Raw genomic sequence first — 23,536 nt, 5'->3', positions numbered from 1 at the left:
CCCGGTTTTCAACGTCGCGGGGTGTGCGACGTTGAAAACCGGGCTCAACTCATTGACGTTAAGGCGACCGCGCCCGCTGAGCGAAGCGAAGCCATCAAGCTCAGCAGCCGTGTGCAACCAGCCCAACCAGGTCAGGCAGCCCGGCGCTGATGGGGAACCGGGAGAGCCTGAGGATGCGGCTTCTTCCACCACAGATGGACCACAATGGGGGCCACGACCTCCGCGGCGCCGCAGCGGGTGCAGACGAGCTCGGGGCAGTCGTCGTGGTCGTCCGGGCAGGGCGGCACCTCGAACAGCATGTCGCCGTCACAGATGACGCAGCGCAGCTCACGTTCCGACACGGGTGGCTCCTCTCTTCACCGGAAGGTGGAATTACCCGAATGTGATTCAGACGCTGCCACGAAAATCCGGCATTACGGAGCATTAGCGGCGGCGTGTCCGCTGTGTATTTGCCTACTCCGCGGCTTTGGCGGCCTGCGCGGCTGTCACCCAGCGGGCCAGCTGAGCGGTCGCGGCGCCGGAGTCGATCGTCTCCTGGGCGCGGGCGATTCCGGCCCGCAGCGTGTCTCTCAGGTCGCCGGGGAAGCCCCCGTGAGCAGCGAAGGCCGCCGCGACGTTGAGGACCACGGCATCGCGCACCGGGCCCTTCTCGCCGCCGAACGTGCGATGCGCCACCTCGGCGTTGAACACCACGTCGTCGCCGCGCAGATCGGCCGGCTCGCTGCGGGGCAGCCCCAGCTCCACCGAGTCGAGCACCAGCTCCTCGACGACGCCGCCGCTCGACTTCCACACCCGGGTCGGGGCCGCGGTGGTGAACTCGTCGAGACCGTCCTCGCCCCGCACCACCAGCGCCGAGTCGCCGCGCCCGGCGAACACGGCCGCCATCACCGGCGCCATCCGCAGGTCGAAGCAGCCGACCATGGCCGCGGTCGGCCGGGCCGGGTTGGTCAGCGGGCCGAGCACGTTGAAGAACGTGGGCACACCCAGCTCGCGCCGGGTCACCGCGGCGTGCCGCATGCCGGGGTGGAAGCGGGCCGCGAAGCAGAAGCCGATACCGGCCTCGCTGACCGTGCGGGCCACGCCCGCCGGGCCCAGGTCGAGCGGGATGCCGAAGTGCTCGAGCAGGTCGGCGGTGCCGGTCGAGGAGGAGGCCGAGCGGTTGCCGTGCTTGACCACGGTGACGCCGGCCGCGGCCGTGACGATCGCGGCCATCGTGGAGATGTTGACCGTGTTGGCCCGGTCGCCGCCGGTGCCGACCACGTCGACCGCGTCGGTGCGGGTCTTCTCCGGCAGCTCGACCAGGGTGGCGGCGGCCAGCATCGCCTCGACCAGGCCGGCCAGCTCGGCGGGCGTCTCGCCCTTGGCGCGCAGCGCGATCGCGAACCCGGAGATCTGCACCGGGGTGGCGTTGCCCGCCATGATCTCGCCCATCGCCCAGGCCGTGTCGGCGCCGGCGAGCTCCTCGCCGCGGAGCAGGGCGCTGGTCAGATTGGGCCAGGTACGTGCGCCCATGGCGGGGCCTCCGTCGGGGGTACGGGGTCGTCGGTCGGGGTCGTCGGTTGGAGTCGTCGGTTGGAGTCGTCGGCTGGTAAGGAGCGAATCAGCCGAGCTGACCGAGGGTGCCCAGCGGAACGACGCCGTTGCGGCGGTCCCGCAGCATGGCGGCGACCGTCTGGCCGGTGGTGACCGGGTCGAGCGGGTAGATCAGGGTCTGGTCGACCTGTGCGTAGGCCGCCAGCCAGCGGTCGGCGGCCCGGGCCAGCACGACGCAGACGGGCGGGGGAGTGGCGTACTCGTCCTTGGTCTGCCGGGCGATGCCCAGGCCGCCGGCGGGCGCCGCCTCGCCGTCGAGGACCATCAGATCGATCTCGTACTTGTCCAGGAGGATGCGGCACTCCTCCCAGGTGGCGGCGTCGACGAACTCGACCTTGAGGTCGATCGCGGGGCGGGTGCCGATCGCCATCCGGATCCGGTCGCGGACCGCGATGTCGTCGCTGTAGAGCAGGACCGCGTAAGTGTCCGGTCCCGGAGTCGCCTGTGCGTCGCTCATCTCAGATCTGCCTTCAGTCCGGTCAAGGGTGGCGGTGGGGCGGTCGGACGGGGCCCCGGTTCACGTCGTCGTAGGTGCGAGCTGATCGTACCGAACAGCGTTATTCGCCGTCGGGCCGTGGTCCGACCGGGGGTGACCCAGATGTGATCTTGTTGGCATTTGCCAGCCGGGCGGCCTCTTCCGCCTCGGCCCGGTCCAGCGCCCGGTCGATCCGCCGCGCCTCCCGTTCGGACTGCTTGATCCATTGCATGACCAGGATGCCGAGCATCGTGACGCTCACGATCTCGCCCCCGGCCCACAGGATGCCGCCCGCCGTGACCTGGTCGTTCCACGGATCCGCCCAGGTCAGGTGCAGGTTCGGGTAGAAGTCGCCGCCCAGCAGCGTCTTGCTCTGCATGATGGTCAGCCCGAGCACCGTGTGGAACGGCACCGACAGCGTCATCAGCAGGGCGCGGCCCGGGTACGGCCAGCGGTTGGGCAGCGGGTCCAGGCCCAGCAGCGGCCAGAAGAACAGGCAGCCGGTGACGATGAAGTGCACGTGGACCAGCTCGTGCAGCCAGGCGTGCTCGAGGGTCTGCCGGTAGAGGCCGGTGAAGTAGAGGATGAACGGGTTCGCCACGAAGATTCCGAACGCGACCAGCGGAAACGTCAGAACCTTCACGTACCGGCTGTGGATGACGGCGAGCAGCGTCCTGCGTGGCGGACCGTGCAGCGTGCGCAGCGCAAGGGTCACCGGGGCGCCGAGAGCCAGGAAGATCGGCCCTACCATCGACAGCACCATGTGCTGGACCATGTGCACGGAGAGCAGGGTCGTGTCGTAGGCCTCGACGCCGCTGATCGAGACCGCCGCGATCGAGCCCAGTCCACCGGCGACGAACGCCACCGTCCGCCCCGCCGGCCATCGATCACCGCGCATCCGGAGCTGATAGACGCCGTACCCGTAAAGAGCCGCCGCGATCAGCAGGAACAGCGCGATGAGGCTGGTCAGGTCGATCTTGGTGAAGATGGACGCCGCGGTGAACGGCGGAAGGACAGTATCCCCGCCTGAGGCCAACCACGTTGGCGTTTCGGCTAGCTGCACCACCTGAGGCTAGGCCTTTGGCGTCGGCGGACGTTACTCCGGGCGGCGACACGTGCCGGATTCCGCCCCCCGCGGCACGTTGGACTGATCGCGGGGCAATAATGAGCCTCGTGACAGCGGCCCCAGCCATCGACAAGAGCAGGATCCACTCGCTGACCCGACCGAACATGGTCAGTGTCGGCACGATCGTGTGGCTCTCCAGCGAACTCATGTTCTTCGCGGCGTTGTTCGCCATGTACTTCTCGATCCGCGCGGCGGACTACGACATGTGGCGAGAGCACACGCCGGAGCTCAAGCTCCCGTACGCGACGACGTTCACGGTGATCCTCGTGCTCTCCTCGGTCACCTGCCAGCTCGGCGTCTTCGCGGCGGAGAAGGGTGACGTGTTCGCGCTGCGGCGCTGGTTCACCATCACCTTCGTGATGGGCCTGATCTTCGTGCTCGGCCAGGCGAACGAGTACCGCAACCTGGTCCACGAGGGCATCAAGCTCAACGGCGACGGCTACGGCTCGATGTTCTACCTGACCACCGGGTTCCACGGCCTGCACGTGACCGGTGGTCTGATCGCGTTCATCGTCTACATGATCCGTACGACCATGGGCCGGTTCACCCCGGCGCAGGCGACGTCCGCGATCGTCGTGTCGTACTACTGGCACTTCGTGGACATCGTGTGGATCGCCCTGTTTGCCATGATCTATTGGCTGCAGTGACGCCCGCACGTCCATGAGTTTCAGGTCAAAAACCAGAGGGACACAGCTGATGACTTCAGGATCCCCCGCCGGCAGGTGGCGTTTCCGGGGCGTGTTGGCCCGGCGTCGCACCGCGCCGAGCCGGGCGCGCCGGCGTCTCGGTGCGGCGGCGCGCATGCTCGCCGCGCTCGCGCTCGCCGGCGGCGTATACACCGCGTTCGCTCCCGGCGCGTTCGCCGAGGACAACACACAGCTCTCGGCGACCGCCCAGGAAGGCAAGCAGCTGTACGACAACAGCTGCATCACCTGCCACGGGCGCGACGCGCAGGGTGTCACCGGCCGGGGTCCCAGCCTGATCGGCGTCGGGTCCGCATCGGTGGAGTTCCAGGTGGGCACCGGCCGCATGCCGATGACCCGCCAGGAAGCCCAGGCCGAGGAGAAGACGCCGCAGTTCGACAAGACCCAGACCAAGCAGCTGGGGCAGTACATCCAGGAGCTCGGCGGCGGCCCGCAGCTCCCCTCGGACGCGAAGTACACCGAGGACCTGAAGGAGAACCCCGAGGCGCTGGCCCGCGGTGGCGAGCTGTTCCGGGTCAACTGCACCTCCTGCCACGGCTTCGGTGGCGGCGGCGGCGCGCTGTCGTCCGGCAAGTTCGCGCCGGCCCTGCACGACGCCTCGGCCGAGACGCTCTACGCGGCCATGCTGACCGGCCCGCAGAACATGCCGGTCTTCGGTGACAACCAGCTCACGCCCGACCAGAAGCGCGAGCTCATCACGTACGTCACCGTTCAGCTCCAGCAGGACCGGGACCCGGGTGGCCTGTTCAACCTGGGTCGCTACGGCCCGGTGACCGAGGGTCTGGCGATCTTCGCGGTGGGCATCACGATCCTGGTCTTCACCACGCTGTGGATTGCGGGGAAGTCATGACGACCGTGCACGACGAGGCAGACGCTCCGATCGACGTCTCCGACCCGCGCCTGAGCCGGTTCGAGATCGTCAAAGAGGGCGCCCGGCGTGACGAGATCGAGATCGTCACCTACGAGTCCCAGTTCCACGGTCAGAACAGCAAGGCCGAGAAGCGCGTGGTGCGCAACATCGCCCTGCTGTTCCTGATCGCCGGCGTCGGCGGCTTCGCCTTCCTCGGCTTCTACATCTGGTGGCCGTGGCGCTTCGAGCTCGGCGACACGATGAGCGACTACTACACGCCGCTGCTCGGCATCTCGCTGGCGGTCTCGCTGTTCGGCGTCGGCTTCGCGATCCTCGCCTGGGCCAAGAAGCTGCTGCCGCACGAGGTGTCGATCCAGCAGCGGCACAACGGCGCGTCGCCGGCCGACGAGCAGCTCATCACCGGCCAGACGATGGCCTTCGTGGCCGACGAGCTCGGCCTGGGCGTGCAGCGCCGGCCACTGCTCAAGGGCGCCATCGCCATCGGCATGGCCCCGATCGGCCTGGCGGCCGCGGCGCCTCTCATCGGCGGACTGATCGAAAATCCGCACAAGGCCGACCCGCCGATGATGTTCAGCACCGGCTTCAACAAGGCAAACAACGGCGGCAACATCGTCCGGCTGACCCGCGACGACGGCAGCCCGATCCGGCCCGAGGACGTCAGCACCGGCGGTCAGATGACGGTCTTCCCCGGCATCCCCGGTGGCGCGACCAACGAGTGGGCCGACTCGCCGACCCTGCTGATCCACCTGCGCCCCGACGACGCCGCCCTCACCAGGGAAAACGCGAACGCCGACGCGCGCAACAAGGATTCGATGTGGGGTGACTACGTCGCCTACTCGAAGATCTGCACGCACGCCGGCTGCCCGGCGAGCCTGTACGAGCAGCAGACCAACCGTCTGCTCTGCCCGTGCCACCAGTCGCAGTTCATGATCACGCGAAATGCGCAGCCGATCTTCGGCCCGGCCACCCGGCGGCTGCCAATGCTGCCGCTGGGCGTGGACGAGGAAGGTTACTTCGTGGCAAAGTCCGACTACAAGGACACCGTCGGACCAGACTTCTGGGAGCGGCCGTGAAGCGCAAGAAAGTTGATCTCGCGCAGGCGCCGATCACCTTCGCCAAGGGGGTGGACGAGCGCTACAAGGCGGCCACCCCGCTGCGGGGGCTGCTCAACAAGGTCTTCCCCGACCACTGGTCGTTCCTGCTCGGTGAGATCGCGCTCTTCTCGTTCATCATCCTGCTCCTGACCGGTGTGTTCCTGACCCTCTTCTTCGACCCGTCGATGAAGGAGGTCGCCTACGGCGGCCCCTACTCGGCGCTTCGGGGCACCGAGATGTCGGCCGCCTACGAGTCGTCCCTGCGCCTGTCCTTCGAGGTGCGCGGCGGTCTGTTCATGCGGCAGATGCACCACTGGGCGGCGCTGCTGTTCATGGCGTCGATCGTCGTGCACATGGCCCGCATCTTCTTCACCGGCGCCTTCCGCAAGCCGCGCGAGGCGAACTGGGCGATCGGCGTGGTGCTGTTCCTGCTGGGCTTCCTGGCCGGCTTCACCGGTTACTCGCTTCCCGACGACGGCCTCTCCGGCACCGGCCTCCGCATCGCCTCGGCGATCATGCTGTCGCTCCCGGTCGTCGGCACCTGGATCTCGGCGTCGATCTTCGGCGGCGAGTTCCCCGGCCACCTGATCATCGGCCGGTTCTACATCGCCCACGTGCTGCTCATCCCCGGTGGCCTGCTCGCCCTGATCAGCGTCCACCTGGGCCTGGTCTTCGCGCAGAAGCACACCCAGTGGCCGGGCCCGGGCCGGACCAACACCAACGTGGTCGGCGAGCGCATGTTCCCGCGGTACGCGCTGAAGCAGGGCGGCTTCTTCATGGCCGTCTTCGGCACGGTCGCGCTGATGGCCGGCCTGTTCCAGATCAACCCGATCTGGCTGTTCGGCCCGTACCGCGCGTCCGAGGTCTCCTCGGCCTCGCAGCCCGACTGGTACGTCATGTTCATGGACGGCCTGGTCCGGCTCATGCCGAACTGGCAGATCTACATCGGTGACTACAGCATCCCGCCGCTGTTCTGGCCCGCCGTGGTCGGTCTCGGCGCGCTGACCACGGTCCCGATGTTCTATCCGTGGATCGAGGCCCGGCGTTTCAAGGACAAGCAGATCCACAACCTGCTGCAGCGTCCGCGCGACAACCCGGAGCGGGTCGGCATCGGCGCGATGTCGCTGTCGTTCTTCATGGTGGCGACGCTCTCCGGCGGCAACGACGTGATCGCCGACAAGTTCCACATCAGCCTGAACGCGATGACCTGGGCCGGCCGCATCGGCCTGCTGGTCCTGCCGCCGCTGGCCTACTACGTCTCGGTCCGCATCTGCCTGGGTCTCCAGCAGCACGACCGCGAGGTCCTGGCCCACGGCGTGGAGACCGGCATCATCCGCCGCCTCCCGAACGGCCAGTTCATGGAGGTCCACCAGCCGCTCGGCCCGGTCGACGACCACGGCCACCCGATCCCGCTGGAATACGGCGGCTGGGTGGTCCCGAAGAAGATGAACCGCGTGGGCGCCCTGGCCCCCGCCATCAAGGGCTTCTTCTTCCCGGTCGAGAAGCCGGCCGAGGCCCCGGTCTCGCCGGCCGTCCCGCCGGTCACCGGAGCGGACAAGCGCGAGGAAGTAACATCCGGCCACTGAGGCCAAGAGCAAACCGGTGGGGGTCCGCTTCGGCGGGCCCCTTCCGCTTTCCCAGATGTACGCCGCGGACAAGCCCCGCCCACTCAGCCCCGCCCCGCCGCCACCCACCCTCCGCGCCCCACCGCCGGGCGGGCCCGGCCCACCAGCCTTCACCCCAGCCCGGCCCCGGCGCGGCGCGGCCCCGGCCCGGCGCGGCCCGGCTCCGGCCCACCCGACGCGCGATCTTGGGGATTTGGGGTCTGACGGCGAGCGCGAAGTCACCAAGATCGGGCCCCGAGGGGGCCTGGCGGCGGGTCACTGCGCGATCTTGGGGATTTGGGGTCTGACGGCGAGCGCGAAGTCACCAAGATCGGGCCCCGAGGGGGGCCTGGCGGCGGGTCACTGCGCGATCTTGGGGATTTGGGGCTTGGTGGGAGCGCGAAGTCACCAAGATCGGGGTGCGAGGGGGCCTGGCTGCGGGACCGTTGCGCGATCTTGGGGATTTGGGGTCTGACGGTGGGCGTGAAGTTGCCAAGATCGGGAGTGGTTCGGGCCGGAGGCCCGGCTGGTGGGCCGGGCCGCCCGCAGCGGGCGCGCGGAGGGTGAGCGGCGACGGGGCGGGGCCGTGACGGCGGGACCTGTGCTACGCCGTATTTACAAAGGCTTGTCAGTCGGCGTCGGGGAGGCCGATGGCGAAAGCGTCCTCGAGGTCGTGTTTCGAGTAGGCGCGGAAGGCGATGTGCGACTCGGTGTTCAGCACGCCGGGGGTTTTCGAGATCTTGCCGGCGATCACCTCGGCGATGTCGTCGAAGGCGGGGACCCGGACGATGGCGATCAGGTCGACGTTGCCGGCGACCGAGTAGACCTCGCTGACGCCGTCCAGCGCGGCCAGGGCCTCGGCGACCTCGGGGATCGAGTCGGTGGCGCAGTCGATGTGCACGATCGCGGTGTTCACCTGGAGGCTCCTCGACGATGAGAGCGGGAATTGTTCGTGACCATGCTATCGGCCGCTGACGGTCAGGCCGGGGCCACGGATCACGTCGGTGAGGTCTTCGCCGGCGGAGATCTCGGCGCCGGGCCAGACCACGCATCTGGTCGCCGGGCCGTGGATGCGGGCGCGCGGGCCGATCACCGAGTCGTGGACGGGTGCGGTGATCTCCGCGGTGGGGTCGATGAGGCTGCCGTGGTTCGCGGCGTGGAGATTGGCTCTGAGGTAGTCGGCGGGGGTGCCGGTGTCGATGTAGGTGCCCCCGAAGCTGATCAGCTCCAGCTCGCCCGCCTCCTCCGCCGGGCGCCAGACCAGGCGGACCAGGCTGCCGTCGCCCTCGGGGAGGTCGCGGACGTAGCGCCAGGGGATCAGCGAGAAGCCGGCGAAGCGGTGGCCGGAGAAGCCGCCGGTCTCGCCGGGGCGGCACGGTTTCGTCAGCATCCGGACCGTCTCGCCGGACCAGCCCTCCAGGATGGCCGCGATGTCCTTGCCGGGCCCGCGGGCCGGGTCGGCGAGGTAACCGTCGGCGTTGCCGACCAGGATGCCCCGGCCGTCGATCCAGGGCCGGAGGCGGGCGACGCCGCCGGAGGTGCCGAGCGGGCCGTCCGGCTCCACCGAGAGGTGCGCCCGGTCCGCAACGTGCCGGACGACCTGATCGGCCAGGTAGGCCGCGTTGACCGCGGCCGATTCGGGGCCGGTCAGGCCCAGGCCGGCCAGGCGGGCCAGGGCGCGGTCGAGGAGGGGGACGTTGCCGACCGGGCAGAGGGCCTTGGGCAGCAGTTCGGTCAGCGGGCGCAGCCGCTGCCCTTCGCCGGCCGCCAGGATGAGGCCGCAGACGGGGGCTTTCACTTGGCGCGCGGACCGATGCCGTACTGGCCGAGCAGCAGGGCCGTGTTGACCGTGAGGTGGGGCAGGTCGTCGACCGGGAACCAGGCCGCCTCGAGGACCTCGCCGCCGTCCACCCGCAGGGTGGTGACCGACGCCGGGACCGACGCGAAGAAGATCGTGTCGACCACGCCGACGACGTGGACGATCGCGTTCGGATTGCCGGCGGTCATGTCGTCGGGGTGGATGCGGACCCCGGTCTCCTCGAAGAGCTCGCGGGCCGCGCCGGCCACCGGGTGCTCGTTTTTCTTCAGCAGGCCGGCGGGCAGGCCCCAGCCGTGGTGCTTCGGCTGGCGCAGCAGGAGCAGCCGCCCGGGCTCCTCGGCCTCCGAGTCGCTGAGCACGGTCACGGCGCCGACGAGGAATTTCGGCGCGACCATCCGGGCGACGCGACGGCGCACGGAACTCGGCAAGCCATAGAACGTCTGGTACGCGAAGCCGCGCACTCGCCGAGGGAGATTCACGTCAGCAAGGCTATCGGGGCCGGCTGTGAGCTCAGTCGGGGTGGTCGACCAGGGCGATCAGCTGCTCGACGACCGCGTCCGGTTCGAGGTTGCGCTCGCACACCGCGACCAGCATGGTCTCGAGGTCGGGGTAGCCCAGCTCCTCGGCCAGCCGGCGCAGCGGCACCTCGCTGGCCAGGCCCCGGTCGTGCTTGCGCAGGGTCAGCCCGATCGTGGCCCGGCCGAGCTTCACCTTGTCGGCGATGCTCATGCCGGGCTCGTTCTTCTCGTCGAAGTAGCGGTTGATCTGCATCTGGGCCTGGCTGGACTTGACGAAGCCGAGCCATTCCCGGCGGGGCCCGCGCGGGGCGTTGGGCTCCACCTCGAAGTGATCGTCGGCCTCGGAGAAGATCTCGACGACGTCGCCGTCGCGCAGCGGCGAGCTGAGCGGGGCGAGCCGGCCGTTGATCGTCGCGGCCAGGCACTGGTCACCGGTGTCGGGGCTCAGCTCGTAGGCCAGGTCGACCGGGGTGGAGGCGCTGGGCAGCTCGAACGCCTGGCCGTGGGCGAAGACCGTGATCTGGCCCTCGGCGAGGTCACAGCGCAGCGAGGCGAGGAACTGGGCGGCGTCGGTGGTGTCCTGCTGCCAGTCGAGCACCCGCTTCAGCCAGGAGAGCTGGTCGGCGCCGGACGGATCGGAGGCCTCGCTCTTCGGGTATCTGTACGTGGTGGCCACGCCGAACTCCGAATAGCGGTGCATCTCCTCGGTGCGGATCAGCACCTCGACCAGGCGGCCGTCGGGGCCGGTCACGGTCGTGTGCAGCGACCGGTAGAGGTTGTTCTTCGGCGAGGCGATGAAGTCCTTGAAGCGGCCGGCCACCGGGCGCCACTGGCCGTGGATGGCGCCGAGCGCGGCGTAACAGTCGGTGGGCGGGCCGTCGACGATCACCGCGATGCGCGGCAGGTCGAACGGGACGGCGTGGCCGCCGGCGACCGTGTCCTTCCAGATCGAGTAGTAGTGCCGGGGCCGGACCTTGACCTCGGCGGTCACCCGCTGGCGTCGCAGGGCCGAGCGGGCCTTGGCGCTGACGTCGGCCAGGTATTCCTGCCAGCCCGGGCGATTTTGCACGTGGTCGTCGATGCGCGCGTAGGAATCCGGCTCGAGGTGGTAGAGCACCACGTCGTCGAGGTCGCGCTTGAGGGCCTGGATGCCGAGCCGGTCACAGAGCGGGACCAGCACGTCGAGGGTCGCGGTGGCGATCCGGGCGCGGCTCGCGGGGGAGCGGGCGTCGAGCGTGCGCATGTTGTGCAGCCGGTCGGCGAGCTTGATCACCAGCACCCGGACGTCCTTGCCGGCGGCGACGATCATCTTGCGGATGGTCTCGGCCTCGGCCGCCTTGCCGTAGAACGCCTTGTCGAACTTGGTCACCCCGTCGACCAGGTGGGTCACCTCGGGGCCGAAGTCGCTGTGCAGCGCCTCCAGGGTGTAGCTGGTGTCCTCCACCGTGTCGTGCAGCAGGGCCGCGACCAGGGTGGTGGTGTCCATGCCGAGCTCGGCGCAGATCTGCGCGACCGCCAGCGGATGCGTGATGTACGGGTCGCCGGACTTGCGCATCTGGCCGCGGTGCATGTTTTCCGCGATGGCATAGCCGCGGCGCAGCACGCCGGGATCGGCGGAGGGGTGGATGCCGCGGTGCGTCTTGGTCAGCCGGGCGACCGGGTCGTCGTCGCCACCCGGGAAGCTCAGGAACGATCGCAGCCGCTTGCTCAGGCTGGTGTCTTTGGGCGAGGCGTCTTTGGCGGGCGCTTGCGTGGGGAGGGCACGTCCAAGGGCGGCGCCGTGGCCGGCGTCGACGTCCACTGGACACCCCCTCACCGCTCGGCCGCCCGTCGGCTGGAAGCCGCCGAGCGATCCGCCTGGCAAATCGCCGTGAAGTCGCCCGAACCGAGCCGGGTGATTCCACTTGCCTTACAGCCTAAGCGAGCGAGCGTCATCCGAACGGTCAGTTACCGATGAGCGAACGGCCGAGTCTTTCCCCGAAGCTGCGGCTTCTGCCCGGTTGAGCAGGGTAGTGAAGCGCGCCGCGCCACGAACCGGTGACACCCAGTCGCCGGAGGTTTCCACCAAGCGGGTGTCGGGCCGCTCGAGCCAGGCCAGGATCCGCTCGGTCTCCTCGGCCGTCGCGGCGGGCACCGGACCCGGTCCGGGTAGGACCGTCTCGGCGGTCAGCCGCACCATGTCGAGGGTCGGGCGAGGATGCTCCCGGGGCGGCGAGGTGGCCGCCGCGGCGAGCCGGCCGTGCCGGACCACCACGATCTCCCACCCTCCGATGCCGTCCCGGCGGGCGGCGACCACCTCGGCCAGCCGGGTGATCGCGGACAGTCGCTGCATCCGGACGGTGGCCCGGAGCAGGGCGATCAGCCGGGAACGCAGGACCGCGGCCTCCTCGTAGCGCCGGCCCTCCGACATGGCGTCGATGCGGCCCATCAGCGCCGCGACGACGATCTCGGGGTCGCCGTGGATCGCGGTGCGGAACGGCAGGGCGGCGGTCGCCGCATAGAGCTCCGGGGTGATCCGGTGCTCGCAGGGGGCCGGGCAGCGGCCCAGCTCGGCCAGGGCGCAGGCCGGCGTCGGGGTGCGGACGCTCAGCGTGTGGCGGCACTGGCGCAGCGGCAGCGCGTCGTAGACCCCGGCGGCGGCCAGCTCGGCCGTGCGCCGCGAGGAGAACGGGCCGAGATAGGCCGCCCCGTCGTCGGCCAGCGTGCGGACCACCGACAGGCGCGGCCAGGCCTCGGTGGTCAGCTTCAGCCAGACCACCCGATCGGGATATTTCGACCGGCGGTTGTACGGCGGGGCGTGCGCGGCGATCAGCCGCAGCTCGCGCACCTCGGCCTCGAGCGAGTGGGCGCACTCGAGCGCCTCGACCCGGGTCGAGGCGCCGAGCATCTCGGAGATGCGGGCCCGTTTCTCGCCGGCGGTGAAATAGCTGCGCACCCGGGTGGCGATGTCCTTCGAGGTGCCGACGTAGAGCGGGCGGTCGTCGGCGGCTCGGAACACATAGACCCCCGGGACGTGCGGCAGGCCGTCGGCCAGGTGCCGCTGGCGGCGCTGGGTGGGCGTGACCGCCTTGGCGAACTCGATGGCGTCGCCCAGGGTGTGCACCTTGAAGCTGCCCAGCCGCTCGATCAGGCCGTGCAGCACGTCGACGGTGGCACGGGCGTCGTCGAGGGCGCGGTGATTGGGCGTGACGGCGGCGTGGAAGAACTGGGCGAGCGTGGACAGCTTGCGGTTGGGCACCTCGTCGCGGGTCAGCGCGCGGCGGGCCACGGCCGCAGTGTCGAGCACCTTGGGCGCCGGCCATTGATAGCCGTGCCGGGCACAGGCGGCCTTGAGGAAACCGACGTCGTAGGGCGCGTTGTGCGCCACCAGCACCGACCCGCGCAGGAACTCGAGCAGGCTGGGCAGCACCTGCTCGATCGGCGGGGCCGGGGCCAGCATGGCGTCGGTGATGCCGGTCAGGACGGTGATGAACGCCGGGATGCGCTCACCCGGGTTGACCAGCGTCGCGAAGATGCCCTGCTCCACCCCGCCGCGGACCTTGACCGCCCCGATCTCGGTCACGCCGCCGCCGTCGGCCGCGCCCCCGGTGGTTTCCAGGTCGAGCACGACGAACGTCGTCTCGGCCAGCGAGAGCGCCGCCGGATCGGACATCAGCGTGTCCAGAGTGCCCTGGACATATGCGGGTTGTGCCACGGCGGGGAGATTAGAGAGGGGGTACGACAGAAACCGCCGGCTGGCCGGAAAAGATCACTTGCTTCGACAAGCTTTTCTGCACCCCACGGTGGGAGAATGGGTAGATGTCCGAGCCTTCGCTTCCCGACGACCTCCCTGAGGAGGAGGCCGGTGTCCCGGATGCGGAGTTTGCCCCGGAACCAATTCTTCCCGAACCGGTCCGTCAGCGGATCACCGCGCTCACCGCCGCGGCCCTGCCTGGCCTGCCCGGCGAGGAGATCCCGGTGGCGTTACGCCGGGTCGCCCGGTTCGCGCCCAATCGCCGGGCCCGCCTGGGCGGCCGCGAGATCGCCTCGCAACTGACCAGCGACCCGCTCTTCCGCCAGCGCATCAGTGGGCGGATCGTCACCGACGCCGGCGATCTCGGCGCCGCCGTCGCGTCCGGCGTGGCGCCGGCCGCCGCCGACCCGATCGAGGTCGCGGCCCTGGCCTACCTCGTCCGCCCGGAGGGGTGGCGGGAGCTGATCGAGGGCGCCGGCGACGCGGTCCGGGCCGAAGCCGACAGCGCCGCCATCGCCGGTCAGATCCGCGACGCCGAGCACCGGGTGGCCCGCGCCGAGCACGACCGGGCGGTCGCCAAGGTCGAGGCCGACAAGCTGCGCGACGAGCTGGCCCGGGTTCGCGAGGAGCTGGGACAACTGCGCGAGGAGGCGCGGTCGACGTCCCGGGCCCTGCGCGAGTCGCAGGCCGCCCAGAAACGCGCGAGCGACCTGCTGGCCACGGAGAAGGGCCGCGCGTCGCGGATCGCGGCCGATCACGATGCCGAGGTCCGCCGCCTGAAGACCCGGCTGTCCGAGGCGGAGACCCTGGCCGCGACCGGCAAGCAGGCCACCAAGGACGCCCGGGCCGCCGACGACGCCCGGCTCTGGCTGCTCATCGAGACCATCGGGCAGGCCGCTTCCGGCCTGCGCCGCGAGCTCGCCCTCGGCCCGTCCGACAAGACGCCGGCCGACTTCGTGGCCGACGCCGCTGCCGACCGGCCCGGCTCGCCCGAGCGGTCCCGGGCCCGCGCCCAGGACACCGACGACCCCGGCCGCCTCGACCAGCTGCTCGCCCTGCCCCGGGCGCACCTGGTCGTCGACGGCTACAACGTGACCAAGCGTGGCTTCGCCGAGATGTCCCTCGAGCAGCAGCGCAAACGGCTCATCACCGGGCTGGGCGGCATCGCGGCGCAGACCGGTGACGAGGTGACCGTGGTCTTCGACGGGGCCGAGCGGGTTCACGGGCTGCCGCCCGCGCCCCGGGGCGTGCGGGTGCTGTTCTCCCGCAAGGGCGACACCGCCGACGAGCTGATCCGGCAGTTGGTGCGGGCCGAGCCGGCCGGCCGGCCGATCGTGGTGATCTCCTCCGACCGGGAGGTCGCCGACGGGGTGCGGCGGCACGGGGCCTACCCGATGGGCGCCGACTCGCTGTTGCGCCGGCTCGCCCGCTCCTAAGTTTTTGTCGTACCCCTCGCCTAGCGTGACGGTCACCGATGGTGGTCAAGCCACCCGGGTGAGGAGGAGTGATGATCATCGACTGCGGTCGCTGCGCCGGCCGGTCCGGCGAGTGCCGGGGTTGCCTGGTCAGCGCGCTGATCGACACCCCCGACGGGATCGCCGACCTGATGCCCGCCGAGCTGCGGGCGATCGAGGCGTTCGAGCTCGCCGGCTTCGACGTGGAGTTGCTGGAGACGCCCGAGCCGCCGGTCGTCGTGCCCATGTTCCGGCGCGACCGGCACGTTGCGTGATCAGCCCTAGGATGACGCGATGACTCCCCGAGCCTGGGCCGCCGGCACGCTCGTTGTCCTGCTCGTGCTCCTCGCCGTCGTCGCCGCCGTGACCATTCCCTGGCATCGGCCGCCCGCGCCGCGTGCCGACCAGCTCGCCGCGCTCGGCCAGCTCCCCCGCGACCAGGTCGCCCGGGCCCGCGAGTTCCACTCCGCGCTGCGCCCCGGGTCATACGGAGCGATGGCGATCGGCCTGCTGGTCACGCTGGCGCTCGGGCTCACCCCGCTCGGCGCCTGGCTGGTCACCCAGGGCGGCCGGCCGTTCGGCGGCAACTGGATCGCCCAGGCCCTGCTCGGCGGCCTGCTCGTCACGCTCGCCGGCGAGGTCGTCACGCTGCCGTTCGCGGCCTGGCGGCACACCGTCGTGGTCCGCTACGGCATCTCCATCCAGAGCTGGGGCGGGTGGACGGTCGACCTGCTCAAGTCGTGGGCGGTCGGCGCGGTGATCGGGGCGGTGGCGCTGCTCGGTTTCTACGCGGTCACCCACTTCGCGCCACGCTGGTGGTGGGCGTTCGGGGCGGCCGGCGCGGCCGTCCTGGTCGTGCTGCTGTCCTTCATCCTGCCGGTGCTGGTCGAGCCGGTGTTCAACAAGTTCACCCCGATGGCCGACGGCCCGCTGCGCTCCTCGCTCATCGAGCTCGCCGACCGTGACGGCGTGCCGGTGCGCGACGTGCTGATCGCTGACGCGTCCCGGCGCACCCGGGCCGTCAACGCCTACGTGTCCGGCATCGGCCCGACCCGGCGCATCGTCGTCTACGACACCATGATCACCGAGGCCACCCCCGGCGAGGTCGTCTCGGTGGTGGCCCACGAGCTGGGCCACGCCAAGGACAACGACGTGCTCACCGGCACGATCCTCGGCGCGCTCGGCACGGCCGTGGCGGTGATCGCGCTCTACCTTCTCGGCTCGTGGGCCGGCCTGCTGCGGCTGGCCGGGGTCGACACGATCGGCGAGCCACGCGCGATCGGCCTGCTGCTGGCCGTCGTCTCGCTGGTGGGCGTCGTGGCCGCCCCGGCGCAGGCGTTCGTGTCCCGGCGCATCGAGGCCCGCGCCGACGAGCACGCGCTGGTGCTGACCGGCGACCCGGCCACGTTCGAGTCGATGCAGCGCCGCCTCGGCACCGTCAACCTGTCCGACCCCGACCCGCCCACCTGGGAATACCTTTACTCCGCCTCACACCCGTCCACGGTGGAGCGGATGGCTGCGGCCCGCGCCTACGGCCGGGGTGAGCGCTGATGGCCCGCACCCTGCTCATCACCAACGACTTCCCGCCCCGCCCCGGTGGCATCCAGCAGTTCGTGCACAACCTGGCCGTCCGCCAGCCGCCCGGCGACGTGGTGGTCTACGCCTCGACCTGGAAGGGAGCCGAGGCGTTCGACGCCGAGCAGCCGTTCGAAGTGGTGCGCGAGCAGACCGGCGTGCTGCTGCCCACCCCCGCGGTGGCGCGACGGGCCGCTTCGCTGGCTCGTTCGCACGGCTGCGACCGGGTCTGGTTCGGCGCGGCCGCCCCGCTCGGCCTGCTCGCCGAGGGCCTGCGCCGCCGGGCCGGCATCACCCGCGCGGTCGCGATCACCCACGGCCACGAGATCGGCTGGGCCGCGCTGCCCGGCGCCCGCACCGCGCTGCGCCGCATCGCCCGCGGCAACGACGTGATCACCTACCTCGGCGACTACCAGCGCACCCGGCTCGACCGCGCGCTGCACGGCCTGACCTCGCTGGAACGGCTGGCCCCCGGCGTCGATGTCGACGCGTTCCACCCCGGCGTGGACGGCTCGGCGGTCCGCCGGCGCTACGGTCTCGCCGACCGTCCGGTGATCGTCTGCGTCTCCCGCCTGGTGCCCCGCAAGGGCCAGGACATGCTGATCCGCGCCCTGCCCGCGGTCCGCCGCCGCATCCCCGGCGCGGCGCTGCTGCTGGTCAGCGGCGGCCCCTACCGCACCAAGCTGGAACGCCTGGCCCGCGACCAGGGCGTCGAGTCCGATGTGGTCTTCACCGGCTCGGTGCCGTGGCCGGAACTCCCGGAGCACTACGCGGCCGGCGACGTCTACGCCATGCCGTGCCGCACCCGCGCCGCCGGCCTCGACGTGGAAGGCCTCGGCATCGTCTACCTGGAAGCCTCGGCAACCGGCCTGCCGGTGGTCGGCGGCGACTCGGGCGGCGCCCCCGACGCGGTCCGCGAGGGCGAGACGGGCTATGTCGTCGGCGGCCGCGACGTGCCGGCCCTGGCGTCCCGCCTGACCGACCTGCTGGCCGACCCGGAAAAGACGAAGGCGATGGGCAAGGCGGGCCGCGCCTGGGTGGAACAGGAGTGGCGCTGGGAAACCCAGGCCGCCCGCCTGACCCGCCTCCTCGACAGCCACTCGTGATCAGTGCCGACCCGCCTGACCCACGCCGGATTGCGTGACCGGCATCGCTGCCGTTCAGCAACTCGGGCGTGACAGAGTTGGCCCATGGACGCGATGGGTATCGCCGTCATCGTTGCGGTGCTGGTGGTGGCAACGACGATCGGGCTGTGGCGCCGGCGCACCGACGGCATGATCCGTGACGAGGCCGTCGAGAAGAGGCGCCGCGCCTCGATCCTGGGCGCGGCCGGCCTCGACGTGCCGGAGATGCGCGACCGCACGTCCCCGACCGCCAACGCCGCCACAGCCGCAAAGGCAGCGTCGGGAGCCGCAGCGGCCGCACTGCACGCCAGCCACGCGGATTCCCTCTCCCACCCGGCCAAGCCCCACGCCGCCGAGCCCGACACCGCCAGGCCATCGCGCGACCGCGCCCCGTCGTCGGCGATTCCCGCACCGGCCGCGCCGGCCGAGCTGCCCACGCGGGGTGAGCTGACCGGGTGGGGTGAGCTGACCGGGCGGGGTGAGCTGACCGGGCGGGGTGAGCTGACCGGGCGGGGTGAGCTGACCGCGCCGGGTGAGCTGGCCGCGCCGGGTGAGCTGGGCGGGCCGGGTGAGCTGGGCGGGCCGGGTGAGCTGGGCGGGCCGGGTGAGCTGGCCGGGCGGGGTGAGCTGACCGCGCCGGGCGAGCTGGCCGGGCGGGGTGAGCTGGGCGGGCCGGGTGAGCTGAGCGAGCTGACCGGGCGGAACGAGCTAACTGCGCCGGGAGAGCTGAGCGAGCCGGCCAAGCCGGCCGGGCCGTTTGAGCCGGGCGTTGTTCCGGACGTGCGGGAGGAACCCGGTGTTGTCGAGGAGGCCTCGCGGGACGCGAGTGCCGCCGGCGCGCACCTCGACCGGAGCCTGCTCGACCGGCTCGGTGCCGGGCCCGCGCAGGTGACGTTGCTGCAGTTCTCGTCGGCGTTCTGCGCTCCGTGCCGGGCCGTCCGCCGGGTCAGCGGCGAGGTGGCCGACATGCTGCCGGACGTGCAACATGTCGAGGTCGATGCCGAGAGCCACCTGGCCGAGGTGCGCGAGCTGAACATCTGGCGCACCCCGACCCTGCTGATCGTCGATGCCGAGGGCCGCGTGGTGAAGCGGGCCACCGGCGTCCCGAGCAAGCCCCAGCTGATCGCCGCGATCGCGGACCTGCTCCCCGGCACCTGACGATCGGCGTTCGCCTTCCACTCGGGCGCCCGGCAGCCCGCCGCTCAGCCACCTGCGACCTCGCGGTCAGAGGGCTGTGGCTTCGGCTAGTTCGGGTGGGGTGGTCGGGGGTGCCGGGTGTTCGGGTCCTCGGGTCAGGTTGCGGGTGCCGGGGATCAGTAGCTGGGACAGGGCGGCCAGGAGCAGGACGGCTGCGCAGGCGGTCAGGACCGGGTTCGTGCCGTAGCGGGAGGACAGGGGGCCGGCCAAGGCGTTTCCGAGCGGCATGGCCAGGTAGGAGGTCAGGTAGTCCCACGAGGCGACCCGGCCCAGGGCGGTCTGTGGGACCTGGTCCTGCAGGGCGGTCTCCCACGCCACGTCGAAGAAGATCAGGCCGGCGTAGCCGATCACGGCGCCCAGCAGGACGGCGATCAGCTCGGCGGGCCAGACGTACGCAAGTGCCCAGAGCGGCATCAGCAGCAGCGTGAGCCAGCCCGCCCGGAGCAGACGCCGTGGTTTGAAGCGCAACGCTACCGCCGCGCCGATCGTGCCGCCGAGGCCCTCGGCTGCGGCGATGAAGCCGGCCGCGGAGGCGCCGCCGAGGCGTTCGATCGCTACCACCTGGACCAGCACCAGGATCACGCCGTTGGCCATGTGGTAGGCGGTGGCGCCGAACAGGCCGCCCTTCAGCCAGTCGCGGCTGCTGATCTCGCGCCAGCCGGCGGCCAGCTCGCTGAGCATCGACGAGCGGGGGCCGCGTTCCGCCCGGGCCCGCAGCAGCAGGCAGGCGGCCATCGAGGCGAGGAAGCTGGCCGCGTTGACCGTGAAGCCGATCGGCGCGCCGAACGCGGCCACCGTCAGACCGCCCAGGGCCGGCCCGATCACCGCGCTGCCGGTCTGCAGCAGGCTGAGCGTCGCGTTGGCCGCCTGCCGTTTCTCCGCCGGGACGATCAGTGGGCGCAGCGCGACCATCGCCGGGTTGAAGAAGCTGCCGGCGCTCGACGACAGGGCGGCGAAGAGGCAGAGGAGCGGCAGGTGGTACGCGTCGGCGAAGAACATGGCGGCCATCAGCGCCGCCGCCACCAGTCGCAGGAGGTCCGAGGCGACCATGACCAGCCGGGGCTGGAGGCGGTCGGCCCAGAGGCCGCCGAACAGCGCGCTGATCAGCGTGAACGTGACCGAGCTGGCCATCACCAGGCCGAGGTCGCGGGCGCCGCCGCCGGCCTGCACGACGGCGACGGCCAGGGCGACGGTCTGGAAGCCGTTGCCGATCCAGGAGAGCGTCTGACCCGCGGCGAGCAGGCGGAAGTCGGTGAGCACGATCGAGAGAGTAGTTCGACGTCGAACTATTCGTAATCGAATTATCATGGGCGCATGACGGACGAGAGAGACGGCGTGGATCTCCATGTGGCGCGCTGGGCGGCGTTCTGGAAGGACGATCCGCGGTTCGAGCCGGAGGTCGAGGGGGCCCGGGTGCGGATGAACGACATCGCGAAGTGGGCTCGCCGGGCCGATGCGGTCGCGTTCGCCGGCAGCGAGGACTTCACCATGGAGGACTACCAGACGCTGCACGCGCTGATGGTGCAGCCGCATCCGATGGAGGCCACCCCGGCGCAGCTGGCCGACGCCACGCACGTGACCCGGGCCGCGATGACCAGCCGCCTCGACCGGCTCGCCTCGGCCGGCCTGGTGACCCGGGCGGTCGACCCCACCGACCGGCGGCGGGTGCTGGTGCGGCCCACCGCGGAGGGGCGAGCGGAGTGGAACAAGCACATCTTCGAGGGGATGGCCCGCGACCGGCAGATGCTCAGCGCCCTGTCCGGCGAGGAGTTGGTGCAGCTCAATGCCCTGCTGCGAAAGGTCACTAAATCGATAGAGTAAGTAGTGATCACCGTCACGGGGCGCACGCCGGGAAAAACAGCGAGGCTTCCAGGCATGGAACTCGACCCCCGCGGGCAGCGCTTCGCCGCGGCCCTGACCAGCATCGTCATCGCCCTGGTGCTGGCAACCGGATCGGGCTGGCTGGCGCTGGCCCAGGCCGTGGTCTTCGCGATCACGGCCTACGACCCTCGTAAGGGTCCGTACGCGTACATCTATCGGCTCTTGATCCTGCCTCGGGTCGGACCACCGGCCGACCGCGAGCCCGCCGCCCCCGTGCGTTTCGCCCAGACCGTCGGCCTGACCTTCCTGGCCCTGAGCGCGGTCGGTTACCTCAGTGGCGTGACCGCGCTGGGCGTGACGGCGGCCGCGTTCGGTCTGCTTGCGGCATTCCTGAACGCGGCCTTCGGTCTGTGTCTCGGTTGCGAGGCCTACCTGTTGATCAAAAGGGCGACGGCCTAGAACTTCGGCGCGTCGGGGGCCTCGAGGAGACCCAGGCGCAGCGCGGTCATCAGGGCCTGAGCCCGGTTGGCCGCGCCGAGCTTCTCGTACAGCTTCGAGATGTGCGTCTTGGCGGTCGACTCCGAGACGAACAGCTGCTTGGCGATGCCGGCCACGCTCATGCCGTCGGCGAGCAGGCGGAGCACCTGGCCCTCGCGGGGGGAGAGCTGCGGGCCGGAGGGGGCGAGCCGGCGCTTCATGGCCTCGGCCAGGTCGGCGGCGGTGAACGCGCTCGGCGCCGAGGCGGCGTGCCGGGCCGCGGCCACGACCTCGTCGGCGGGGGCGGTCTTCGGCACGAACGCGCTGGCGCCGGCCTCGAGCGCGCCGAACAGCTGGTCGTCGCCCGCGTACATCGTGAGCACCACGATGCCCATGTTGGCGTTGTTCTTCCGCAGGGCCTTGGTGGCCTCGAGGCCGCTGCCGTCGGGCAGGCGGAGGTCCATGATCACGACGTCCGGCTGGAGGGCGCCGGCCTGGCGGACCGCCTCGGCGGCCGTGGCCGCTTCCCCGACGACCTCGAACTGGCGGTCGCGCTCGAATGCGTGTCGCAGCCCCTTACGAATCAGGTCGTGATCGTCGACAAGGAGGACCTTGGTGCGCGTGGTCGGCGCAGGACTGGTCGACATGCTCGGGTTACTCCCCTTCTGGAGCGGAAACGCTATCCCGCACGCTATCGCGCCGCCCCGACGAACCGAGCACTACGGCTACGGTTGTCCCGCTGGGGTGTCGCGGCGTGATCTTCAATCGGCCCCGGATCCGTTCCGCCCGCTCGGCCATGATGGTCAGGCCGTAACGACCGTCCGGGCGGTCGTCGGCAAACCCCTTGCCGTCGTCGGAGACTTCGATCTCCGCGTACGGCGGGTCCACCGTACAGGTAACCCACAGATTAGAGGCTCCTGCGTGTTTCCGCGCGTTCGTGATCGCCTCTTGCGCGATACGCAACAGCTCGGCTTCGGTCGCGGCCGGTAGCCGTGCCGTCGATTCGTCGAAGGTGAAGTGCACGCGCAGGCCGGCCGACGTGCCGAGAGTGCGCGCGTACTCGGCGATGGCGGCCGCCAGCCCGCCGTTGCGGTCCACCTCGGAGCGCAGCTCGAACAGGCTCAGCCGCAGCTCGGTGATGACCCGGGTGACCTCGTTGCGCAGGGCGCGCAGCTCCTCGGCGGTCTCCTCGGCGCCCTCCGGCAGGGTGGCCTGCGCGTTGTCGATGCCGTAGCCGACCATCACGAGTTCCTGCGCGACGCCGTCGTGGATCTCCCGGGCGAGACGCTGACGTTCCTCATTGGTGGCCAGCGACCGCACGTCGTCGAAGAGCAGGGCGGCCTCGAGCCGGATCGCGGCCGGCTCGGTCACCCCGGTGACATCGAAGACCACTGACGAGGGGTACGCGCTGGCCACATCCGCCTCGAGGATGACCAGACCGATCGTGCGCACTCCGGCGACCAGCGGGACGACCAGCGAGGAGACGTCGCCGCGGCGGTGCGACCGGGCCTGCGAGCGGCTCGCGGTCTGCGGCTGCTGGGTGGCCCAGGCCTCGGCGATGGCCGAGTCGGAGTCGAGTGTCGTCTCCCAGTCGACCCGCTCGGCGCCGGTCTGGGCGAGCACGACGAGACGGCCGCCGCCACTGGTGGACAGCACCGCGGCGCGATCACCCGGCGCGACCAGGCGCAGCTCCTCGAGCAGGTGCTCGGAGATGCCGCCCGGGTCCAGAGTGGCACCGGGCAGGGAGCGGGCCACGCTGCGCAGCTGGGTCAGCAGGCGGGTGGCTTCCGCGTACGGCTGGGGGGTGGGCTCGGCGGGTTGCATCAGTTGTCGCATCGTATCGGCCGCGAAGGTGACGATGGCACCCAGCACGAGCCATTGTCCCCCGGCCGCGAGGAAGCCGGGCTGAGTGATCGGGCTCTGCGAGCCGGTCACGGTGCCCCCGGCGACCAGCGCCACGGCCGCCACCCCGAGCAGCGCCGCACCCTCGGTCGGGCGGCGGCGCAGGGCCGCGGTGAGCAGCGGGACGGCCAGGTAGGGAAGCACGGCCTCGGCGCCGAACCCGGCGTCCACTGTGCCGGTCAGGTCGGCGGCGGCGGCGATCGAGCCGGCCGCGAGCCCGGTGATGGCGACCTCGGCGAAGCGGCCGAGCGGGCCGAAGATGCGATGGTCCGGAGCCAGGAACGCGGGCAGCGCGGCGACCACCAGCAGGGCGATCCAGCGCAGCTGCGCCGGCTCCCGGGTGGCGATCAGAGTCAGGGCCGCGACCAGCGCGAGCATGATGATGCGCGCGGCCACCGCGAGCGGCTGGACGCGCGCGGAGACACTGGCTAGCACCGGCACCTGACGGA

23 protein-coding genes are annotated in these 23,536 nt (G+C 71.1%); 11 read left to right on the top strand and 12 right to left on the bottom strand.

Features of this window, described 5'->3' with window-relative positions:
• Window positions 1-131: 131 nt before the first annotated feature.
• From AB0E90_RS05230 to AB0E90_RS05215, 4 genes are all read right to left on the bottom strand, one after another.
• Window positions 132-341, bottom strand: coding sequence for a hypothetical protein (locus AB0E90_RS05230; RefSeq protein ID WP_360399393.1), 210 nt, complete (start codon window positions 339-341; stop codon window positions 132-134).
• 112 nt (window positions 342-453) lie between these two features.
• On the bottom strand, window positions 454-1,512 hold the full coding sequence (trpD, locus tag AB0E90_RS05225; RefSeq protein WP_360399390.1) for an anthranilate phosphoribosyltransferase: 1,059 nt from the start codon (window positions 1,510-1,512) through the stop codon (window positions 454-456).
• 88 nt (window positions 1,513-1,600) lie between these two features.
• On the bottom strand, window positions 1,601-2,050 hold the full coding sequence (locus AB0E90_RS05220; RefSeq protein WP_360399387.1) for a hypothetical protein: 450 nt from the start codon (window positions 2,048-2,050) through the stop codon (window positions 1,601-1,603).
• A gap of 100 nt (window positions 2,051-2,150) precedes the next feature.
• Window positions 2,151-3,134, bottom strand: coding sequence for a cytochrome c oxidase assembly protein (locus AB0E90_RS05215; protein ID WP_360399384.1), 984 nt, complete (start codon window positions 3,132-3,134; stop codon window positions 2,151-2,153).
• A 107-nt stretch (window positions 3,135-3,241) separates the two neighbouring features.
• Here AB0E90_RS05215 and AB0E90_RS05210 point away from each other — a divergent pair, with 107 nt between their 5' ends.
• From AB0E90_RS05210 to AB0E90_RS05195, 4 genes are read left to right on the top strand one after another with little or no spacing between them, the layout of a single operon-like run.
• Complete coding sequence (locus tag AB0E90_RS05210) at window positions 3,242-3,841, top strand: heme-copper oxidase subunit III (RefSeq protein WP_360399381.1); 600 nt, start codon at window positions 3,242-3,244, stop codon at window positions 3,839-3,841.
• Window positions 3,842-3,890: 49 nt separating this feature from the next.
• Window positions 3,891-4,748 (top strand): c-type cytochrome, encoded by an 858-nt coding sequence (locus AB0E90_RS05205; protein ID WP_360399378.1) that lies wholly within the window; start codon window positions 3,891-3,893, stop codon window positions 4,746-4,748.
• A complete protein-coding gene (locus AB0E90_RS05200) occupies window positions 4,745-5,842 on the top strand; it encodes a Rieske 2Fe-2S domain-containing protein (protein ID WP_360399375.1) in 1,098 nt (365 codons plus the stop codon). The genes AB0E90_RS05205 and AB0E90_RS05200 overlap by 4 nt, the downstream gene beginning before the upstream one ends.
• Window positions 5,839-7,449, top strand: coding sequence for a ubiquinol-cytochrome c reductase cytochrome b subunit (locus tag AB0E90_RS05195; protein WP_360399372.1), 1,611 nt, complete (start codon window positions 5,839-5,841; stop codon window positions 7,447-7,449). Before AB0E90_RS05200 ends, AB0E90_RS05195 begins: the two co-directional genes overlap by 4 nt.
• Before the next feature lie 646 nt (window positions 7,450-8,095).
• Here AB0E90_RS05195 and AB0E90_RS05190 read toward each other — a convergent pair.
• The 5 genes from AB0E90_RS05190 to AB0E90_RS05170 all read right to left on the bottom strand — a co-directional run bounded on the left by AB0E90_RS05190 (window position 8,096) and on the right by AB0E90_RS05170 (window position 13,498).
• Complete coding sequence (locus tag AB0E90_RS05190) at window positions 8,096-8,383, bottom strand: Lrp/AsnC ligand binding domain-containing protein (protein ID WP_360399369.1); 288 nt, start codon at window positions 8,381-8,383, stop codon at window positions 8,096-8,098.
• 45 nt (window positions 8,384-8,428) lie between these two features.
• On the bottom strand, window positions 8,429-9,265 hold the full coding sequence (locus AB0E90_RS05185; protein ID WP_360399367.1) for a sugar phosphate nucleotidyltransferase: 837 nt from the start codon (window positions 9,263-9,265) through the stop codon (window positions 8,429-8,431).
• The gene (locus tag AB0E90_RS05180) at window positions 9,262-9,765 is read right to left on the bottom strand and encodes an NUDIX domain-containing protein (protein WP_360399364.1); all 504 of its coding nucleotides are present in this window, start codon (window positions 9,763-9,765) and stop codon (window positions 9,262-9,264) included. Before AB0E90_RS05180 ends, AB0E90_RS05185 begins: the two co-directional genes overlap by 4 nt.
• 31 nt (window positions 9,766-9,796) lie before the next feature.
• Window positions 9,797-11,605 (bottom strand): RelA/SpoT family protein, encoded by a 1,809-nt coding sequence (locus AB0E90_RS05175; protein WP_360399361.1) that lies wholly within the window; start codon window positions 11,603-11,605, stop codon window positions 9,797-9,799.
• Between the two features lie 108 nt (window positions 11,606-11,713).
• A complete protein-coding gene (locus AB0E90_RS05170; protein ID WP_360399358.1) occupies window positions 11,714-13,498 on the bottom strand; it encodes a DEDD exonuclease domain-containing protein in 1,785 nt (594 codons plus the stop codon).
• Between the two features lie 104 nt (window positions 13,499-13,602).
• On the opposite strand from AB0E90_RS05170, the gene AB0E90_RS05165 reads away from it, so the two are divergent.
• The 5 genes from AB0E90_RS05165 (at window position 13,603) to AB0E90_RS05145 (ending at window position 18,848) form a co-directional block, all read left to right on the top strand.
• Entirely contained in the window at window positions 13,603-14,973 is a 1,371-nt protein-coding gene (locus tag AB0E90_RS05165; RefSeq protein ID WP_360399355.1) for an NYN domain-containing protein, read from the top strand.
• 71 nt (window positions 14,974-15,044) lie between these two features.
• The gene (locus tag AB0E90_RS05160) at window positions 15,045-15,266 is read left to right on the top strand and encodes a hypothetical protein (protein ID WP_360399352.1); all 222 of its coding nucleotides are present in this window, start codon (window positions 15,045-15,047) and stop codon (window positions 15,264-15,266) included.
• Window positions 15,267-15,285: 19 nt separating this feature from the next.
• Window positions 15,286-16,542 (top strand): M48 family metallopeptidase, encoded by a 1,257-nt coding sequence (locus AB0E90_RS05155; protein ID WP_360399349.1) that lies wholly within the window; start codon window positions 15,286-15,288, stop codon window positions 16,540-16,542.
• Window positions 16,542-17,672, top strand: a complete 1,131-nt coding sequence (locus tag AB0E90_RS05150; protein ID WP_360399346.1) for a glycosyltransferase family 4 protein — start codon at window positions 16,542-16,544, stop codon at window positions 17,670-17,672. Before AB0E90_RS05155 ends, AB0E90_RS05150 begins: the two co-directional genes overlap by 1 nt.
• Window positions 17,673-17,756: 84 nt before the next feature.
• Entirely contained in the window at window positions 17,757-18,848 is a 1,092-nt protein-coding gene (locus tag AB0E90_RS05145; protein WP_360399343.1) for a thioredoxin family protein, read from the top strand.
• A 66-nt stretch (window positions 18,849-18,914) separates the two neighbouring features.
• Here AB0E90_RS05145 and AB0E90_RS05140 read toward each other — a convergent pair whose 3' ends face one another.
• On the bottom strand, window positions 18,915-20,147 hold the full coding sequence (locus AB0E90_RS05140; RefSeq protein WP_360399340.1) for an MFS transporter: 1,233 nt from the start codon (window positions 20,145-20,147) through the stop codon (window positions 18,915-18,917).
• 54 nt (window positions 20,148-20,201) lie between these two features.
• Here AB0E90_RS05140 and AB0E90_RS05135 point away from each other — a divergent pair, with 54 nt between their 5' ends.
• Together AB0E90_RS05135 and AB0E90_RS05130 are read left to right on the top strand one after the other, a co-directional pair.
• A complete protein-coding gene (locus AB0E90_RS05135) occupies window positions 20,202-20,708 on the top strand; it encodes a MarR family transcriptional regulator (protein ID WP_360399337.1) in 507 nt (168 codons plus the stop codon).
• 54 nt (window positions 20,709-20,762) lie between these two features.
• Window positions 20,763-21,167 carry a DUF4395 domain-containing protein gene (locus tag AB0E90_RS05130; RefSeq protein WP_360399334.1) on the top strand — a complete coding sequence of 135 codons (405 nt, stop codon included), beginning with the start codon at window positions 20,763-20,765 and terminating at the stop codon, window positions 21,165-21,167.
• Here AB0E90_RS05130 and AB0E90_RS05125 read toward each other — a convergent pair.
• Together AB0E90_RS05125 and AB0E90_RS05120 are read right to left on the bottom strand one after the other, a co-directional pair.
• Window positions 21,164-21,832: a response regulator transcription factor gene (locus AB0E90_RS05125; protein WP_020512124.1), complete on the bottom strand. Its 669-nt coding sequence runs from the start codon at window positions 21,830-21,832 to the stop codon at window positions 21,164-21,166. The genes AB0E90_RS05130 and AB0E90_RS05125 overlap by 4 nt on opposite strands.
• A gap of 7 nt (window positions 21,833-21,839) precedes the next feature.
• Entirely contained in the window at window positions 21,840-23,465 is a 1,626-nt protein-coding gene (locus tag AB0E90_RS05120) for a GAF domain-containing sensor histidine kinase (protein ID WP_360399501.1), read from the bottom strand.
• Window positions 23,466-23,536 lie beyond the last annotated feature (71 nt).

This window comes from Actinoplanes sp. NPDC026619 (assembly GCF_040638295.1).
Classification (GTDB): Bacteria; Actinomycetota; Actinomycetes; order Mycobacteriales; family Micromonosporaceae; genus Actinoplanes.
This window is presented reverse-complemented; position numbering and strand designations above follow the sequence as displayed.